The organism is Streptomyces sp. NPDC023527 (genome assembly GCF_055560115.1).
Map to the genome: position 1 here is coordinate 80591 of NZ_JBVHJJ010000010.1, position 17543 is coordinate 98133.

Sequence of the window (17543 nt, forward strand, 5' to 3'; positions counted from 1 at the left end):
CGGGTGCCGGGCGGGAAACGGGCCGGGCGGGCTCAGCCGACCGGCCGCGGCGCGGCGCTCGCCCGTGCGTCGAAGTCCTGACGAGCGGTCAGGATGTGGCCGACGTGTGCGAGCGCCCACTCGCCGATGGCCACGGTCAGCAGCCCGGCCTCCTGCCCGAGGGGCGTCAGGTCGTACTCCACGCGCGGGGGCACCGTGGGATAGACCGTGCGGACGACCAGGCCGTCGCGCTCCAGCGTGCGCAGGGTCTGGGTCAGCATCTTCTGTGTGATGCCGGGGAGGGCGCGGCCGAGCTGGTTGAACCGCATGGGCTCGGGGTGCTGCCGGAGCGAACCGAGGACGTAGAGCGCCCACTTGTTGGCCAGCACCTCGACCACCGTCCGGGAGGGGCAGTCCACCGACGGGACGGTCCAGGCGCCGTCGGCCTCGCCGGCCTCGTCGGGGGTGGCGTTCATTCGGGCAGTATCCATCAGGTACCTACCTTTCAATAAGGTGCCTACTTTACAGCGGATACCGCGTGATCGAGGATGAACGCATGCGAACGATCACACAGCAATCCCTGGGCGGCCCCGAGGTGTTGGAGGTCGCGGAAGCCGACCGGCCCCGCCCTTCCTCCGGCGAGGTCCTGGTCCGCGTGCACGCCACCGGTGTCAATCCGGCGGACTGGAAGGTCCGCTCGGGTCATGTGCGGTGGTTCGGTGACCCGCCGTTCGTCCTGGGGCACGAGTTCAGCGGGGTCGTGGCCGAGGTCGGGACAGGGGTGGGCGGATTCCGGACCGGCGACGAGGTCTTCGGGTGGGTGACCCCGCCGCACGGCAGCAACGCCGACTACGTGCTCGTACCCGAGACCTCCCTCGCCGCGAAGCCGGGGAACATCGACCATGTGCACGCGGCGGCCCTGCCCATCGCGGGGCTGACCGCCTATCAGGCCCTGGTCGGCATCGCGCGGGTACGGCCCGGGCAGCGCGTCCTGGTGCACGGCGCGGCGGGCGGCGTCGGACACCTGGCCGTACAGGTCGCCAAGGCGCGCGGCGCGCACGTCATCGGCACGGCGCGGGCGGCCAAGCACGCGTTCCTGCGCGAACTGGGCGCCGACGAGCTCATCGACTACACCACGGCGGATTTCGCGCTCACGCGGGACGTGGACGTCGTGGTGGACACCATCAGCAACGACTACGGGCCGAGGTCGCTGGACACGCTCACCCCCGGCGGCATACTCATCGACGTCGTGGGCGTCGGGATCGACCGCACGGCCGTGCGGGAACGGGCGGAGGCGAACGGGCTCCGCTTCGTCGAGTTCTACCTGGAGCCGACACCGGCCGACCTGGCGGGCCTGGCCGGTTTGGTGGAGCGGGGTTCGCTGCGCCCGGTCGTCCAGGAGACGCTGCCACTGACCGCCGCGGCCAAGGCCCACGGACTGAGCGAGACGGGCCGCGTACGCGGCAAGATCGTGCTCGTGCCCTGACAGGTGCGGATGCCGGTGCCCGGCGTGCATGGGGGCTCGGGGCTTGACGCGCCCGGTGCCGGTGCCGGTGCCCGGCGCGCTCGGTGCGGGGGATCCGGCGGCCTGGTGCCGGGGTCCCCTGCGGCCCGGTGCCCGGAACCCGATGCGCCCGGTGCCGGGCGGTGGCCTTGCCTGCCGTGCGGGGCAGTTGATTGACCCTGCACCGGCATGGCGCGGATGTCGTGCTCGTGCCGACCGGAGCTCATCGCCCCCGGCCCTCGGCTTCGCCCCGGACCCCGGCCCGGTATCCGGTGTGCCCCGGTGCCGGGAATCCGGCGTGCCTGGCGCGCGGGATCCGGTGCGCCCGATGATAGGGATCCGGCGCGGCCCGGTGCCCGGAACAGGCGCGCTGGCGGCCTCGGCCGCCGTGCGGGGCGGTTGGTCGACGCCTGCGCCCGCACGGCGCGGATGCCGTGCCAGTGCCAGCCCGGGCCCGGCTCCCTCGGCCCGTCCTCACGGCCTGGCCCGGCCTCGGGCCCGGCCCCGGCCCGGCTTCGGGCCCGGCCCCGGCCCGACCCACCCCGGCCGGAGGCCCAAACGTAGGGACCGCCGGGTCCAAGCGCGCCCCGAGTGGCCGGTGGTGAGAGGTGGTAGGTGCCATTACGAGCCAAGGGCATGGATGACCTGTGCGCGGTATGGCGGAGCGGGTGGGGGCCTCCTACCATTCGAACGCTCCCGTCCCTCGGGCGGCAGGAGGGCCCAGCCTTGTCATGGGCATGCCCTGAATTGCTCGTGTCCTCCGCACGATTCGGGCCGCTTCCGCTCCGGCGCCCGGCCCCCGCTCAGCCGCTCGTCCCCAGGATCATCGATTGGAGAGCCATGCCCGGCGTTCTCGTCGCAGGTGCCGCGATAGCGACCCTGTTCACCACCCCGTTCTCCACGTTCGACGCCTCGGTCATCGTCAACCCGCCACCGGACAAGATCGTGATCGAGCTCGCCACGGTGAACGGTTCGGGATGTCGTCCCGGCACCGCCGCGGTGGCCGTCGCGCCCGACAACACCGCCTTCACGGTCACCTACAGCGAGTACCTCGCCCAGGTCGGCCTGGGCTCCAAGCCGACCGACGCGCGGAAGAACTGCCAGCTCAACCTGATCGTGCACGTACCGCAGGGCTTCACCTACGCCATCGCCAGCGCCGACTACCGCGGCTACGCGAGCCTGGAGAAGGGCGCCAACGGACAGCAGAAGGCGTCGTACTACTTCCAGGGCTCGTCGCAGACCGTGCCGAGCGTGCACAACTTCAAGGGCGCCTACGGTGACAACTGGCAGGCGACCGACAGAGTCGACGTGGCGGCGCTGGTCTGGTCGCCGTGCGGCGAGAAGCGGAACTTCAACATCAACACGGAGCTCCGCGTCAACGCCGGCACCTCGGACCCGACGAAGACCACGAGCTTCATGACCATGGACTCGACGGACGCCAACCTCAACACCATCTACCACCTGGCCTGGAAGGAGTGCCCGCGGAAGTAGCGGGCCGACCGGGAGGACGGCCGGCGGGCCCGCCGGGCACGGTCGGCCCGCCGGCTTCCCGGCCCTCCGTCTCCGGAGGCGGACGCGGACTTGGTGGAGACTTGACGGGGACTTTAAAACCGGAAATACCGCCCCCACCTGCGGCGATAGCGCTCCGCTGATTCCCGGTGACGAAGAGGGTATAGACCTCTGGCGAAAAGCGAGCGAATGTTGGGGGAACCACGCGAAGACAAGACGGTCCACAGCCCTCTCTTTCGAGGCTCCTCAGGGTCGTACGGCGGCGGAGACGAGTTCTCCCGCAACGCCCTTCGCGCTACCTCGATCGCACTTGAGCCCATGCCTGCTACCAGCCGCGACATCGTGAGTCCCGCGCATACGGCCGACGCCTTCACCGGCGTCCCCGACCCGGTCACCGACCGGCTCGCCCCCTCGCGGGGAGCGGCGGGCCACTGGGGCCCGGGCGCCCCGGGCATTCCCTTGTGCATGCACAGCCCGCCCACCCGGTGGCGGCTGCACCACCTGCCCCCGCCCGGCCACCCCTCCCGCGCCGTCTCGCTGCCCGCGACGACGTGCTCCGTCTCCGCCGCCCGCCGCTTCTCCGAGCTGCTGCTGGCCGAATGGGGACTGCAGGAGCTCGCCGACGACACCGCGCTCCTGCTGTCGGAGATCGTCACCAACGCCATCGTGCACGTCCCCGACGCCGCCGGCATCCAGCTGGTCCTGACCCGTGCGCAGGGGCATCTCGTCGCCCAGGTCACCGACGCGGGCGGGCACCTGCCGCGCTGCCGGCAGGCGGGCCCGGACAGCGAGGGCGGCCGCGGGATGTGGCTCGTCGAGCAGATCGCCGCGCGATGGGGCCACCACGCCTCCGGCAACGGCAAGACCGTCTGGTTCACCCTCCCTCTTCCGTAACCCCCTCCTCTCTTTCCCGGTCTTTTCCGGCTGTTCCTCCCCTTTCCTCCGGTTGCCGATGGACGCGCCTTGTGCCGCAGGCTGCGCGGTGGGCCCCTTCGGAGAGACGATGGAAGACGCTGCGGCGCACACCTGGCGGGCGGAAGGAGGACCCCGATGGGTACGACCGACGCCGATGCCTTCCGGTCGGAACCCGTCCGGCCCGCGGGGGCTCCCTTCGAGCCCGGCGGGCTGCTCGACGTCCTCAGCGTGGCCGCCGTGGTCCTCGACGAACGCGGCCGGATCGTCCTATGGAGCCCCCAGGCCGAGGAGCTGTTCGGCTGGACCGCGCGGGAGGCCCTCGGTCAGTACGCCGCACCGCTGCTGGTCCTCGACGAATACCTCGACGCGGTCCTGGAGCTGTTCGCCAAGGTGATGGGCGGTGGCGAGTCCTGGGCCGGCGTCTTCCCCGCCCGCCACAAGGACGGCACCGCCCGCCTGGTCGAATTCCGCAATATGCGGCTGGAGGACCAGAGCGGCCGCTTCTACGCCCTGGGGATGGCCACCGACCAGGAGATCCTGCGCCACGTCGAGCGCGATCTGGCCCTCTCCCTCCGGCTGGTCGCCCAGTCCCCGATCGGCCTGGCCGTCCTGGACAACGACCTGCGGTTCGTGATGGTCAATCCCGCCCTGGAGCGCATCCACGGCCTGCCCGCCGACGCTCACCTCGGCCGCCGGGTCGGCGAGGCCCTGCCGCACGCCGACGTCGAGGTGATCGAGTCGGCGATGCGCGAGGTGCTGGCGACGGGCACCCCGCTGCTGGACCGGTTCGCCGTGGGCGCCAAGGGCGGCGGCGCCACCGAGGGCACCGCGCAGCTGATCTCCTACTACCGGCTCGACGACCCCGTCGGCCGCCCCCTGGGCCTGGCCACCTCCGTGGTCGACGTCACCGACCGCTACCGCGTGGACACCGAGGCCCGGCGCCGCACGGCACTGATCGCCGACGCCTCCGTACTCATCGGCACCACCCTCGACCTCGACCAGACCGCACGCGAACTCGCCGACGTCGTGGTGCCCGGGCTGGCCGACGTCGCCGCCGTCGACGTCCTGGACACCGTCCTCGGCGGCGAGCACGCCCCGCCGGACGGGCATGCCGCCGTCTTCCGGGCGCTGGCCGTGGCCTCCACCGAGGCCCCCGACGCCGCCGACGCCGTCCGCGCCGCCGACCCGCCCGGGCAGATCGCGCAGTACGCCGCCGACCGGCTGGTCACCCAGTGCGTGAGCACCGGCCACCCCGTCCACGTCCCGTACGTACGCAAGGCGGACCTGCCCCGCATCGCCCGCGACGCCACCGCGGCCGCGCTCCTGGACCGCGCCGGCCTGCACTCCTACCTGGCGGTGCCGCTGATCGCCCGGGGCGAGGTGCTCGGCGCCCTGGACCTCAAGCGCACCGTCAACCCCCAGCCCTTCGGCGAGGACGACGTCGCCCTCGCCGGGGAGCTGGCCGCCCGCGCCGCCGTCTGCATCGACAACGCCCGCTGGTACCAGCGCGAACGCTCCACCGCCCTCACCCTCCAGCGCAGCCTGCTCCCGCAGCGGCCGCCGCGGTTGCCGGGCCTGGAGATCGCCTACCGCTACCAGCCCGCCGGAACCGCCAGCCGGGTCGGCGGCGACTGGTTCGACGTCATCCCGCAGGACGGGCAGCAGAGCGCCCTGGTGGTCGGGGACGTCATGGGCAGCGGCATCAACGCCGCCGCGGCCATGGGCCAGCTCCGCACCGCCGCCCGGACGCTCTCCCAACTGGGCCTGGACCCGGCCGAGGTGCTGCACCACCTCGACCACACCGCCAGTGGTCTGGACCAGATGATCGCCACCTGCGTCTACGCCGTGTACGACCCCGGGCGCGCCCGGTGCTGCGCGGCCAACGCCGGCCACCTCCCGCCCGCCCTCGTACGCCCCGGCCGCCGCCCGACGCTGCTGGAGCTGCCCGCCGGGGCGCCGCTGGGTGTCGGCGGCGTGCCCTTCGAGAGCGTCTCCGTGGACCTGGCGCCCGGCGACGAGCTCGTGCTCTACACCGACGGCCTGGTCGAGACCCGGGACCAGGACATCTACAGCCGCCTCGACGACCTGCTCACCGTCCTGGAGGCCGCCCCCGGCGACCTGGAGGCGACCTGCGACCTGCTGCTGACGTCCCTGCGCGCCGGCAACGACCAGGACGACGTGGCGCTGCTCATCGCCCGCGTCACCGGCGGTCCGTGACCGGCAGCTCCTTCAGCGCGTGCGAGCGGAACGACGCCCGCCACCGGAGCTCGCCGGCCGGAACCGCGAGTCCCAGGCCGGGGAAGCGGCGCACCAGCGTCTCCAGCGCGATCCGTATCTCCATGCGGGCCAGGGGAGCGCCGAGGCAGTAGTGGACGCCCTGGCCGAGGGCGAGGTGGGCCTTGTCCTCGCGGTGGATGTCGAAGCGGTCCGGATCCGGATAGCGGGCGGGGTCGCGGTGGGCCGAGGCCAGGCACAGCAGCACGGTGTCGCCCGCCGGGATCCGTACGCCACCGATGTCGACGGGCTCGGTCGGGAAGCGGCGGATCGCCATCTGGTTGGGGTGGGCGTAGCGCAGCAGCTCCTCGACGGCGCCGGGCATCAGCGCCGGGTCGGCGCGCACCTCGGCCAGCTGGGCCGGGTGGCCGAGCAGGGTCAGCAGACCGCCGCTGATCAGGTGCTGGGCGTTCTCGCTGCCGGCCATCAGGATCAGGAAGGCCAGCGAGACGAGCTCGTCCTCGCCGAGCCGGTCGCCGTCGTCGCGGGCGGCGATCAGGGCGGACAGCAGGTCGTCACCGGGTGCGGCCCTGCGCGCGGCGACGAGGCCGAGCAGGAAGCGGTGCACGCGCTCCACGGCCTCGGCGACCTGGCCGGGGCGCTCGGGCGCGAACATGGTGGAGACGTCGGCGGAGAAGGGCTTGCGATCGGCCTCCGGGACGCCGAGCAGGTCCCCGATGACGACCAGCGGCAGCGGGTTGGCGAACTCGGCCAGGAGATCGGCGCGTCCCCGGGCGGCCAGGGTCCCGGCCAGCTCGTCGGCCAGGTGCTCGGCCGCCGCCCGTATCCGCTCGCGCAGATCCTCCACGCGGCGCGGGGTGAAGCCCTTGGACACCAGCCTGCGCAGCCGCAGATGGTCGGCGGGGCCGACGTTGAGGAGGTTGGCGTCCAGGGCCGGCGGCAGGGAGAAGCCCTTGTAGCCGGTGCCCGAGTGCGTCTTGTCGACCGTCAGCCGGTCGTCGGTGAGCCAGGCACGCACCTCCGCCTCCCGGGTCACGAGCCAGACGGGGGAGCCGTCGGGCAGGGCGATCCGGTGCACGGGCCCCGCCGCGCGCAGCCGCGCGTACACCGGGAAGGGGTCGGCGAAGGAGGTTTCGCCGAACGGCCGGGGGAGCAGGGGGAGTCGGGGGAGGGGGCTGGTCAAGGCGGGAACCGATCTGTCGTGCCGGGAAGGGGCGTCTCGTCTCCCCGAAGCGTGCCACGGCCCCCGCCGCCCCCCGGCGTTCCGCGCCCGGCCCGGCGGCTCTTGGCCGGTTCGTCCCTGTGATCTTCGCCGTCGGGCGGCGAGGCTGATCCCGTCCGCCGCGACAGCACCAGCGGGAACGAGGAAGGACGGCACCGATGAGCCACGACACCAGCGCACCGGGCACCGGCGAGGACGCGACGCGCCGCTACTACGACTCCGACGACGTCGACGCCTTCTACGACACCGTGTGGGGTGGTGAGGACATCCACACCGGCATCTACGCCCACGCCGACGAGCCGATCGCGGACGCCTCCCGCCGCACCGTCGAACGGGTGGCGGACCGGCTCGCCGACCGTCTCGGCCCCGGCGGCCGGGTGCTGGACCTCGGCGCCGGCTACGGCGGGACCGCCCGCCTCCTGGCCGGGCGCTTCGGCTGCCGCGTCGTCGCCCTCAACCTCAGCGCCGCCCAGAACGAGCGGCACCGCCGGACCAACGCCGAGCGCGGCCTGGACGGCCTCATCGAGGTCGTCACCGGCTCCTTCCACGACATCCCCTGCGAGGACGGCCACTTCGACGCCGTGTGCTCGCTGGAGGCCTTCTGCCACAGCGGCGACCGGGCGCGGGTGCTCGCGGAGGCGGCGCGCGTCCTCAAACCCGGGGGAGCGCTGGCCTTCACCGACCTCATGGCCGCCGAGGCCACCCCGCCCGAGGTGCTGCGCCCGGCCGTCTCCCGCCTCGGCGTGGACGCGCTGGCGACCCCGACCTTCTACGGCCACCGGCTCGCCGAACTCGGTCTCACCGACGTCGAATTCGACGACCACAGCAACCAGCTGGCCCACCACTACCGGCGGCTCACCGACGAGACGGGCAAGCGCGAGGCGGAGCTCCGCGAGATCATCAGCCCCGCCTACCTCGACCACCTGCTCGGCAACCTCCCCCTGTGGGTGGACGCCTGCCGACGTGAGCAGCTGCGCTGGGGCATCGTCCACGCCCGCCGCCCCCGCTGACCGCACGACGCGGCGCGGGCCGCCGGTCCCCCCCCGATCGGCCCGCCGGGCCGGCCCCGGCCGTCAGCCGCGCAGTTGCACGCGGTACGAGGCCCGCTCGCCGTCCATCGTGACGCGGGCCTCGCCGGTCGCGCCCGCGTACGTGCCGGTGCCGCCGGTGACGGCCGCGGTCGTCGTCCACGGACCGCGGCCGAAGCGGTCGGTCATGGACGTCAGGACCAGAGCGCCCCGATCGGTCCGCAGGACCCGCTGACACTGCGTCACCAGGCCCTCGTAGCGGGCCAGGACGACGTCACAGCGGTCGCTCGCGTCCCCGACGCGCTTGCCGGCGCTCTCCTTGCCGTCCCTGTCGACCGCGGTGGTGTGCAGGTCGAAGTAGGTCACCCAGCTGTCGCCGGTCTTCGGATGCTCCGGCTGGGTGCCGGTCTTCTGCACCGCCGTCAGCCGGAGCTCGCGCTCCCCGTCCGCGGCGGCGGGTTGCAGCGACAGCACGGTGAAGGTCGCGGCACCGGCGACGGCCACGGTGGCGGCGGCGACGGTCATGGCACGGCGGGGACGGGCACGGAACATCGGGGCCTCCAGGTCAAGTCCGGGGCAGCGCCACCGAGTCACGGTCCCCCCACCCGCCTCGCCCGGCGCTGCGTTCACTCGACGCCGACGGTATCGCGGAGTGATGGTCCGCCGACACCAAGTCACCCGTGAGATAGCGCCATTGTTCGAACGAGCCCCGAGTCGATCAGGCCGGTCCGGAGCCGCCCCCCAGCCGCAGGCGCTGTGGCACGGGGGTGCGCAGCAGACCCAGCTGGGCCGCGCGGGCACCGGCCTGGAAGCGGCTGACCGCGCCCAGCTCGGCCATCGCGGCCTTCATGTACCGGCGGCACGTCCGGGTCGAGATGGCGAGCCGGCGCGCGATCACCTCGTCCTTCAACCCGGCGGCCATCAGGTGCAGTACGGTCCGGTTCAGCTCGTCGGCGACCTTCTCGTACGGCGCCGCCTGTGGGTCGAACGGCTGGCCGAGCATCCAGACGTCCTCGAACCGGCGGTACATGAACTCGGCGACCGTCGTATTGGTCACCAGCGCCGCGCCGGCGCCCTCCCCGTCCGCCGCCGCCTGCGGCACGAACACCAGGGACCGGTCGAACACCACGAGGTACTCGCAGACCTCGGCGCTGGTGCGCACCTCGGCCCCGGCCTCGGCCGCCTGGCACACATAGGCGCGGGTGGCCAGGCTGGAACGCTCGGCGTGCTGGTAGAGGATGCGCATCCGGACGCCCCGGCGCAGCAGGGCCAGGCTCCACGCGCGGGTGTGCGCGACGGCGTCCGCGTCGCGGCCGTTGTTCGGCTGGATCGCCACCACCTCGTGCCGGCAGCGGCGGGCGGCCGCGGCGAGCTGGCGCCGGACCTCTTCCGGATCGTGGATGGTGCGGGTGCCGCCGTCCTCGGCCGGCTCCGGCGGTCCGATGGTGTCCAGATAGACCGGCAGCAGGGCGTGCAACTGGCCGCGCATCCGCGCGATGCGCTGCTCGTGCTCATGGATGTCCCGTTCGAGCGGGCCGCACACGATCGCCTCCGCCACCTCGGGGTGGACGGCGACGAGCGGGCGCCCGGTGCCGCCCGGGGCGAGCAGTCCCAGGCCGAGGAGCGCGTCGCGGGCCCGCGCCAGTTCACCTGGGGAGATGCCCAGCGCATCCATGATCATGACTTCGTGGAAAGAACCGTGCCGAAGAGCCAGCGTGTAGACGGAAACGCAGGTCGAATCCAGCTCTGTCAACTTTGACCCCCGGTATTCTCAACGTCCTTGACCGCCCCCCGATTTCCACTTCTTGCCAGGTCACTATAGGACACCGCTTTCCGGTTTTTGCCAGGTCACTATAGGACAGCGCCATCTCGTGGCCGGGCGCCCGCCGCTCCGCGCATACTCGAAGCGTCACGGCCGGTGCCCGCCACGCACCCGTGCCCGTGACGGCAGAAGTGCCACAAGGGGGGACAACGGGGTGCACGAAAAGCGGGCGACATATGCCCAGATCATTGATGTGGTCAACTTCCTTCCCGAACGCGTCGTCGCCAATGGCTCGGGGGACGCCGGCGACGAACTCGGGGATGATCCATTTTTTCGCGGGGTCGCGGAGCGACGGTTCGCCTCGCCCGACCACACCTCGGCGGAGCTGGGTGCCCAGGCCGTCGAGAAGCTGCTGACCCGCACGGGCCTGCCCGCCGCGGACATCGACCTCATCATCTACAACTGCGTCTTCAACGACACCTTCTGGCCGGGCATCGGGCCGGCGGTGCAGCACAGCGTCGGCGCGCGCCGCGCGGCGATCCTCCAGGTCGACACGAGCTGTTGCTCCTGGCTGTCCGCGCTCCGGACGGCCAGTGCCTTCATCGAATCCGGACAGCACCGCAACGTCGTGGTGCTCACCGTCACCAACTTCGTCTCGCGGCTCCCGGAATTCCAGAAGTCCGCGCGGTCGCGCGTCCTGGGCGACGGCGCCACCGCGACGCTGCTGGCGCCCGGGGAGCGGACGATCCTGTCCACGTACGAGCGCTCGCACGGTGAACACTACGGACTGCTCCGCTTCGAACCGGACCTGGTGGACGGGCGGTTCAAGGACTACTGGGAGCGGGGCTGCGGCCCCATCACCGTCAACTTCACGCGCGAGCGCATCGAGGCGCTGCGCCAGAACGCGATGAGCCTGGTGCCCGAGGCCGTCGCGATCAGCCTCGACCGGGCCGGGCTGGAGAGCCGGGACGTCTCGCTCCTCATCACCCACCAGCCGAACGAGGAGTATCTGGCCGAGTGGCGCCGGCGCTGCGGCATCGATCCGTCGCGTACGCACGACACGCTCGCCAAGTACGGGAATCTGTTCGCCGGCTCGATCCCGGTGACGTTGGCCGACGCGCTGGACAACTCCCTGGTCAAGCCGGGTGAGGTACTGGCGCTCGGCACCTTCTCCAATGGTGGGGACATGGTCAGCGCGATGACCCTGCGCTGGCCCGCCGCTCGCGTGTGAGCCGGGGGGCGCGGATCCGCCGAATTCTCGTGGACCTCGCCGGCGCCTTCCTGGTGCCCGCGCCGTTCCCCGATGGTTAAGAATTCACGATTCCGCATTCCGCCCGGTCCGTTCCGCCTGCTCCGCCTGTTCCGCCCATTCCGTTTTCTCGACCTTCCCGCATTCAAGGGGGCCCCATGACGCCTGTACCGAATGCCGCCGCCGAGCCGAGCGGTTCCGACCTCGCCCGGCTGGATCTCATCCGCTGTGAGAACACCAACGCGGCGGACATCCACAAATTGATGGTCGACATGACCAAGGAGACCTACTCGCACGAGGAGATATTCGGCCCCTACTGCACGCTCGGCGAGCACATCGACGTCCCGTACGACGTCGTCTTCGACTACCTCGCCGACGTCCGTTCCCTGGAGGAATGGACGTACAGCATCCGGAACCTCCGGCACCTCGGCGGCGGCCTCTACGTCGGCCGCGAGGCCATCCAGCCGAACACCGAGATCTTCGTCCGGGCGGATGTGAGCAAGGGCCCCGAGCACGGCCTCGTCGTCTGGCCCTGCGCCTGGGACCAGGGCCACGAGCTGTGGATGCGCTACTACTTCACGATCGCCGACGCCTGGCGCACCCTGCGCCGCCCGGGCACGGTGATCACCTGGACGAACTGCCGGCACCCCTACTACGACCGCGCCGTGACGGACGTACCGGAGTACATCGCCGCCGGCCGGGCGCGCACCGACCGCTACTGGGTCGGCGACATCTGGCCCCAGTTCGACGCCATCCACAAGGTGGAGATGGCCAACCTCAAACGCATCCTCGAGCACCGGTTCTCCGGCGGCGCCGCCGTCGGCCCGGCCACTCCCCGTACCGCGTCAGGACCGACCGATGCGGCTGGATGACGCGCTGGTCACCACGCTCCGCGACTGGGACGTCCGCCACGTCTTCGGCGTCAGCGGGGCCAACATCGAGCACCTCCACGACGCGATCCACCGCCTCGGCGGCGACCGGCTGCGGTCGGTCATGGCCCGGCGCGAGGACGGCGCCGCGTTCATGGCCGACGGCCGGGCCCGCGTCCACCGCACGCTCGGCGTCTGCTGCGCGACCTCCGGCGGCGGCATGGTCAACCTGATGGCCGGACTCGCCGAGTCCTACGCGGAGTCGGTGCCGGTCCTGGCCCTCATCGGACAGCCACCACGCCCGTTCGAGGGACGCGGGGCCTTCCAGGACTCCTCCGGCATCGGCCGTACCGTCCACGCCGCGGGCCTGCTGCGGGCGGCCACCAAGCGCGTCGCCAAGATCGACGATCCGGCCGCCTTCTGGCCGGAACTGCGCGCCGCCGCGGTCACCGCGCTCACCGGCCGGCCCGGCCCGGTGGCGCTGCTGCTGCCCCGCGACGTCTTCGAACTGCCCGTGGGCCCCCGGCCCGCCGACTGGCCGGCCGACCTGTCCGCCCTGCTCACGCCCGGGGAGGTGGCCCCGTACACCGTCCGCCCGCTCTTCGACGCGCTGCGCGCGGCCCGCCGCCCCGCGCTGCTGATCGGACACGGCGTCCGGCGCAGCGGCGCCGCCGACACGGTGACCGCCTTCGCCCGCCGGGCGGGTGTCCCGGTGGCCGCCACCATGGCGGCGCGCGGCGAGTTCCCCAACGACGACCCGCTGTTCCTGGGCGTCGCGGGCGCCGCGGGCCACCCCTCGGCGCACGCCTACCTCAAGGACGCCGACCTCGTCGTCGCGGTCGGCACCGGGCTCGGCGTCATGACCCGGGCACCGCTCGGCCGGCTCGACCCCGCACGCCTCGCCGTCGTCAACATCGACCCTGGCGAGGCCGAACGGGCCACCGCGCCCGGCATCGTGGTCGCGGAGGACGCGGGCGCCGCCTTCCGCGCGCTGCTGGGCCTCCTCGACGCCGAACCGTTCACCGCGCCACCGCCCGACGGGTACGAGCTGCGCCGCTACCGCCCACGCCTCGCACCCGCCACGGACAAGCCCTGCGACCCGCGCACCGCCCGCGACACCCTGCGGCAGAGCGAGGCGATCCGGGCCATCGAGGACTACCTTCCACGCGGCGGCAACATCCTGCTGGACGCCGGCAACTGCGCCTCGGCCGCCATCCACCTGGCGCAGGTGCCCGAGGGCGCCTCGTCGACGATCGCCCTCGGCATGGGCGGCATGGGCTACGCCATCGCCGCCGCGGTCGGCGCCCAGCTGGGCTCGGCTGCGGACACCCGCACCGTCGTCCTGTGCGGGGACGGGGCGTTCCTGATGAACGGCTTCGAGGTCCACACCGCCGTGGCCGAGCGGCTGCCGATCCTTTATGTGGTCTTCAACAACAACATGCACGGCATGTGCGTCACCCGCCAGCAGACCTTCTTCGACTCGCGGCTGGAATGCGTGAGCTATCCGCCGCTCGACGTCGCCACCGTGGCGTACGGACTGGGCGCGCCCGACCGGCTGTGGGTGGGCACCGCCGGCACGCTCGACGAACTGCGCGACCGCCTGGCCGACTACCACGCCGGCCACACACACCTCCCGGGTGTCCTCGAACTACGGCTCCAGGCCGAGGAAGTGCCGCCCTTCGCGGCCTTCCTGCCGGAGGACGAGCCGACGTACGTCGTCGGACGCCGGGCCGACAGCCGGGTACTCACCGGCTGAGCACCAGAACGATCAGGGGGAAACTGATGGAGCAAGACACCCGTGCCGCGACGGCCGGAGCGGTCACGGTCACGCCCGGCGACCCGCGCTACGCCGACCTCACCCGTGGCTACAACCTGCGCTGGGTCTTCCGGCCCGATTCCATCCGCCTCGTCGACTCACGACGACAGGTGGAGGACGCGGTCCGCGAGGCGTTCAGGGCCGGCAAGAAGATCGCCGTCCGCAGCGGCGGACACTGCTACGAGGGCTTCGGCACCGACGCGAAGGTCGTCATCGACCTCTCGAACATGAACAGCGTCTCCTTCGACCAGGAGCGCGGGGCGTTCGCGATCGAGCCCGGCGCGACGCTCGGAGAGGTCTACGAGGCGCTGTACGAGACCTGGGGCGTCGTCCTGCCCGGCGGCGCCTGCCCTTCGGTCGGCATCGGCGGACACATCGCCGGCGGCGGCCACGGGCCGCTGTCCCGGCTGCACGGGCTGACCACCGACTACCTCCACGCCGTCGAGGTGGTCACCGTCAACGCCTCGGGCCGCGTGGGCACCGTCGTCGCCACGCGCGAGGACTGGGAGCACGACCGCCCCAAGGGCGCGCTGTGGTGGGCGCACACCGGTGGTGGCGGCGGCAACTTCGGTGTCGTCACCCGCTACTGGTTCCGCACCCCCGGCGCCAAGGGCCACGACCCCAGGAAGCTGCTGCCCAAGCCGCCGAGCGAGGTGTTCGTCTCCACCGTCACCTGGTCGTGGGCGACCCTGACGGAGGCGTCCTTCACCCGGCTCGCGAAGAACTTCAGCTCCTGGTGCGAACGGCACAAGGACGGCTCGGCCTACGACAGCCTCTACAGCCAGTTCCAGCCGACACCGCGCGCCGCCGGATCGTTCAGCATGGTGGCGCAGTTCGACGCCACCGGCCCGGACGCCGAACAGCTGCTGGACGCGTACTTCGCGGAGATCTGCGAGGGGACGGGCGTGACCCCGCAGATCGAGAAGCGGCGCCTGCCGTGGCTGCACGCGACCCAGTGGCCGGGCCTCGCCGGCCCGAACACCCCCACGTTCCGGTTCAAGGCCAAGTCGGCGTACCAGCGCCGCACTCTCCCGGACCGGCAGATCCGGGCGATGTACCGCTACCTCACGGAGGTCGAGTACCCCAACCCGGCCGCCCGGTTGCTCATGATCGCCTTCGGCGGGAAGACCAACACCAGGCCCCGGGAGGCTACGGCGTTCCCCCACCGCGACTCGGTGATGGAGATGCACTACGTCACCGCCTGGTACGAGGACGCCGACGAACCCGTCCACCTCAAGTGGATCCGCGACTTCTACGGCGAGGTGTACGCGGACACCGGCGGCGCGCCCGTCACCGACGACGAGACCGACGGCTGCTACGTCAACTACCCCGACGTCGACCTCGACGACCCCGAGTACAACCGGTCCGGAGTGTCCGCGCACCGCCTCTACTACGGGGAGAACTACGAGGCCCTCATCGAGGCCAAGCGCGCCTTCGACCCGCACGACGTCTTCCAGCACGCCCAGTCGCTGCCGGCGAAGTGAGAGGAGCGACGCGATGTCGCCCGAACTCGAACTAAGGCTGCACCTGAACGAGAACCCGTATCCGCCGCTGCCCGAGGTGCGCGACGCCCTCGCGGCACAGCTGGAATCGGTGAACCGCTACCCGGAGTTCACCCCGGACACGCTCGTCGGGATGGTCGCCGAATGGCTGGGCGTCACCCGTGAGCACGTGGCGGTGGGCAACGGCTCGGTCGGCATCGCCCTGCACGTCCTGGACATGTGCACCCGGCCGGGCGACGAAGTGGTGTACGGCTGGCGGTCCTTCGACGCCTACCCCCTCATCACCCGGATGGCCGGGGCGGAACCCGTCGAGGTGCCGCTGACGGACTCCGGTGAGCAGGACCTCGACGGGATGCTCGCCGCCGTCACCCCCCGGACCAGGGTCGTCGTGCTGTGCAACCCGCACAACCCGACGGGCACGATCATCCGCCGGGCCGCGCTGGAACGCTTCCTCGCCGCCCTGCCGGACCGGATCACGGTCGTCCTGGACGAGGCGTACCACGAATTCGCCCGCGACCCGGGGATCGCCGACGGTCTGGACTACGTCGGGGCCCACCCCGGCGTCGTGGTCCTGCGCACCTTCTCCAAGGCGTACGGGCTGGCCGCCCTCCGGGTCGGCTACGGCGTCGCGGCACCGGCGACGGCCGGCCGTCTCAGGGACCGGGCGCTGCCGTTCGGCATCAGCCACCTCGCGCAGGTCGCGGTGGCCGCGTCGCTGCGGGCCAGGGGGCAGCTCATCGACCGCGTCGACGCGATCGTGCGCGAACGCGACCGGCTGCGCGCGGAGCTCGGCCGCCTCGGCTGGAGCAGCTTCCCCAGCCACGGCAACTTCCTGTGGCTGGACGCCGGGGCCCGCAGCGAGCACCTGGCCGCGGAGCTCGGCCGGGTCGGAGCGCTCGTGCGCTGCTACCCGGACGAGGGCATCCGGCTCACCGTCGGCTCGCGGGAGGCGGACGACCTCGTCCTGCGCGCGGCCGGATCCGCGGCCTCCACCATCACGAAAGGGGCGCCGACACTGGCCCGTTGACCCGAGCAGGGATACGAAGAGCGCAGGAAAAAACGAACACACCGTGAAAGGAAACAATGAGCGACACAATCTTGGTACTGGGCGCCACCGGTAAGACGGGCCGCCGTGTGACGGCGAGGCTGCGCGAGGCCGGACGGGACGTACGGGCGGCGAGCCGGAGCGGGGAGACGCGCTTCGACTGGCAGGACGAGTCGACCTGGGCGGCGGCGCTGACCGGTGCCCACGCCGTGTACGTCGTACCGCCGACCCTGCCCAGCCAGGCGCAGCAGGTGATCCCGCAGTTCGTCAAGCGCGCCGTCTCGGCAGGCGTCCGGCGGCTGGTCCTGTTGTCCGCGCGCGGCATCGACGCGGCGGGCGACGAGAAGCTCCTGACCTCCGAGCGCACGGTACGGGAGTCGGGTGCGGAGTGGACCATCGTGCGGCCGGCCTGGTTCGCGCAGAACTTCAGCGAGGCGTTCTTCCACCCGCAGATCATGGACGGCGTCCTCGCGGTGCCCGCCGGCGACGGCAAGGAGCCGTTCGTGGACGTCGACGACATCGCCGACGTGGCGGTCGCCGCGCTCACCCAGGACGGCCACCACGGCAAGATCTACGAACTCTCCGGCCCGGAGGCGCTGTCGTTCGCCGAGGCGGCGGCCCGCATCGGCACCAGGATCGGCCGCGAGATCCGCTTCGTCGACCTCGACAGCGACGCCTTCCTCAAGGGCTCGGCCGCGGCCGGTGTCCCGGACGAGCACGCCGCCATCCTCCTGGGCCTCTTCCAGGCCATCCGCAACGGATGGGACGCGCACCTCAGCAATGGCGTACGCGAGGCGCTGGGCCGCGAACCCCGCGACTTCGACTCGTATCTGCGCGCCGCCGCCGAGTCGGGCGCGTGGGCCGGCACGTCCGACTGATCACGTCCACACATGCGGGTGGGCCGGCAC

The 17543-nt window shown here is 72.2% G+C and carries 15 protein-coding genes; 11 read left to right on the forward strand and 4 right to left on the reverse strand.

All coding sequences use genetic code 11. The features are described from left to right. Window positions 1-32: 32 nt before the first annotated feature. Window positions 33-455: a winged helix-turn-helix transcriptional regulator gene (locus tag ACZ303_RS20590; protein WP_467340954.1), complete on the reverse strand. Its 423-nt coding sequence runs from the start codon at window positions 453-455 to the stop codon at window positions 33-35. Window positions 456-535: 80 nt separating this feature from the next. Here ACZ303_RS20590 and ACZ303_RS20595 point away from each other — a divergent pair, with 80 nt between their 5' ends. From ACZ303_RS20595 to ACZ303_RS20610, 4 genes are all read left to right on the forward strand, one after another. Next, entirely contained in the window at window positions 536-1465 is a 930-nt protein-coding gene (locus ACZ303_RS20595; protein ID WP_467340956.1) for an NADP-dependent oxidoreductase, read from the forward strand. An 858-nt stretch (window positions 1466-2323) separates the two neighbouring features. Next, window positions 2324-2974, forward strand: coding sequence for a DUF4360 domain-containing protein (locus ACZ303_RS20600; RefSeq protein WP_467340958.1), 651 nt, complete (start codon window positions 2324-2326; stop codon window positions 2972-2974). Between the two features lie 336 nt (window positions 2975-3310). Beyond that, a complete protein-coding gene (locus ACZ303_RS20605; protein ID WP_467340960.1) occupies window positions 3311-3886 on the forward strand; it encodes an ATP-binding protein in 576 nt (191 codons plus the stop codon). 156 nt (window positions 3887-4042) lie between these two features. After that, window positions 4043-6124, forward strand: a complete 2082-nt coding sequence (locus ACZ303_RS20610; protein WP_467340962.1) for a SpoIIE family protein phosphatase — start codon at window positions 4043-4045, stop codon at window positions 6122-6124. Here ACZ303_RS20610 and ACZ303_RS20615 read toward each other — a convergent pair. Continuing rightward, the gene (locus ACZ303_RS20615) at window positions 6108-7325 is read right to left on the reverse strand and encodes a cytochrome P450 family protein (RefSeq protein ID WP_467340964.1); all 1218 of its coding nucleotides are present in this window, start codon (window positions 7323-7325) and stop codon (window positions 6108-6110) included. The genes ACZ303_RS20610 and ACZ303_RS20615 overlap by 17 nt on opposite strands. Before the next feature lie 197 nt (window positions 7326-7522). Between ACZ303_RS20615 and ACZ303_RS20620 the strand changes: the two genes are divergently transcribed. Then, window positions 7523-8374 (forward strand): SAM-dependent methyltransferase, encoded by an 852-nt coding sequence (locus ACZ303_RS20620; RefSeq protein WP_467340966.1) that lies wholly within the window; start codon window positions 7523-7525, stop codon window positions 8372-8374. Window positions 8375-8437: 63 nt separating this feature from the next. On the opposite strand, the gene ACZ303_RS20625 is transcribed toward ACZ303_RS20620, so the two are convergent. Beyond that, complete coding sequence (locus tag ACZ303_RS20625; protein ID WP_467340968.1) at window positions 8438-8944, reverse strand: hypothetical protein; 507 nt, start codon at window positions 8942-8944, stop codon at window positions 8438-8440. 166 nt (window positions 8945-9110) lie between these two features. Beyond that, on the reverse strand, window positions 9111-10073 hold the full coding sequence (locus tag ACZ303_RS20630) for a helix-turn-helix transcriptional regulator (RefSeq protein ID WP_467340970.1): 963 nt from the start codon (window positions 10071-10073) through the stop codon (window positions 9111-9113). Between the two features lie 295 nt (window positions 10074-10368). Here ACZ303_RS20630 and ACZ303_RS20635 point away from each other — a divergent pair, with 295 nt between their 5' ends. The 6 genes from ACZ303_RS20635 (at window position 10369) to ACZ303_RS20660 (ending at window position 17513) form a co-directional block, all read left to right on the forward strand. After that, window positions 10369-11385 (forward strand): 3-oxoacyl-ACP synthase III family protein, encoded by a 1017-nt coding sequence (locus ACZ303_RS20635; protein ID WP_467340972.1) that lies wholly within the window; start codon window positions 10369-10371, stop codon window positions 11383-11385. Between the two features lie 176 nt (window positions 11386-11561). After that, window positions 11562-12275 carry a hypothetical protein gene (locus ACZ303_RS20640; RefSeq protein WP_467340974.1) on the forward strand — a complete coding sequence of 238 codons (714 nt, stop codon included), beginning with the start codon at window positions 11562-11564 and terminating at the stop codon, window positions 12273-12275. Beyond that, window positions 12262-14028: a thiamine pyrophosphate-binding protein gene (locus tag ACZ303_RS20645; protein WP_467340976.1), complete on the forward strand. Its 1767-nt coding sequence runs from the start codon at window positions 12262-12264 to the stop codon at window positions 14026-14028. Before ACZ303_RS20640 ends, ACZ303_RS20645 begins: the two co-directional genes overlap by 14 nt. Window positions 14029-14054: 26 nt before the next feature. Beyond that, on the forward strand, window positions 14055-15572 hold the full coding sequence (locus ACZ303_RS20650; RefSeq protein ID WP_467340978.1) for an FAD-binding oxidoreductase: 1518 nt from the start codon (window positions 14055-14057) through the stop codon (window positions 15570-15572). 13 nt (window positions 15573-15585) lie between these two features. Further along, complete coding sequence (locus ACZ303_RS20655; protein WP_467340980.1) at window positions 15586-16617, forward strand: histidinol-phosphate transaminase; 1032 nt, start codon at window positions 15586-15588, stop codon at window positions 16615-16617. Between the two features lie 56 nt (window positions 16618-16673). Further along, entirely contained in the window at window positions 16674-17513 is an 840-nt protein-coding gene (locus ACZ303_RS20660) for an NAD(P)H-binding protein (protein ID WP_467340982.1), read from the forward strand. Window positions 17514-17543: the final 30 nt, after the last annotated feature.

Excerpts from the sequence above, each read along its gene's own strand:
- ACZ303_RS20590 (WP_467340954.1), bottom strand. The coding sequence starts at position 455 with ATGAACGCCACCCCCGACGAGGCCGGCGAGGCCGACGGCGCCTGGACC.
- ACZ303_RS20595 (WP_467340956.1), top strand. The coding sequence starts at position 536 with ATGCGAACGATCACACAGCAATCCCTGGGCGGCCCCGAGGTGTTGGAG.
- ACZ303_RS20600 (WP_467340958.1), top strand. The coding sequence starts at position 2,324 with ATGCCCGGCGTTCTCGTCGCAGGTGCCGCGATAGCGACCCTGTTCACC.
- ACZ303_RS20605 (WP_467340960.1), top strand. The coding sequence starts at position 3,311 with ATGCCTGCTACCAGCCGCGACATCGTGAGTCCCGCGCATACGGCCGAC.
- ACZ303_RS20610 (WP_467340962.1), top strand. The coding sequence starts at position 4,043 with ATGGGTACGACCGACGCCGATGCCTTCCGGTCGGAACCCGTCCGGCCC.
- ACZ303_RS20620 (WP_467340966.1), top strand. The coding sequence starts at position 7,523 with ATGAGCCACGACACCAGCGCACCGGGCACCGGCGAGGACGCGACGCGC.
- ACZ303_RS20625 (WP_467340968.1), bottom strand. The coding sequence starts at position 8,944 with ATGTTCCGTGCCCGTCCCCGCCGTGCCATGACCGTCGCCGCCGCCACC.
- ACZ303_RS20630 (WP_467340970.1), bottom strand. The coding sequence starts at position 10,073 with ATGATCATGGATGCGCTGGGCATCTCCCCAGGTGAACTGGCGCGGGCC.
- ACZ303_RS20640 (WP_467340974.1), top strand. The coding sequence starts at position 11,562 with ATGACGCCTGTACCGAATGCCGCCGCCGAGCCGAGCGGTTCCGACCTC.
- ACZ303_RS20645 (WP_467340976.1), top strand. The coding sequence starts at position 12,262 with ATGCGGCTGGATGACGCGCTGGTCACCACGCTCCGCGACTGGGACGTC.
- ACZ303_RS20650 (WP_467340978.1), top strand. The coding sequence starts at position 14,055 with ATGGAGCAAGACACCCGTGCCGCGACGGCCGGAGCGGTCACGGTCACG.
- ACZ303_RS20655 (WP_467340980.1), top strand. The coding sequence starts at position 15,586 with ATGTCGCCCGAACTCGAACTAAGGCTGCACCTGAACGAGAACCCGTAT.
- ACZ303_RS20660 (WP_467340982.1), top strand. The coding sequence starts at position 16,674 with ATGAGCGACACAATCTTGGTACTGGGCGCCACCGGTAAGACGGGCCGC.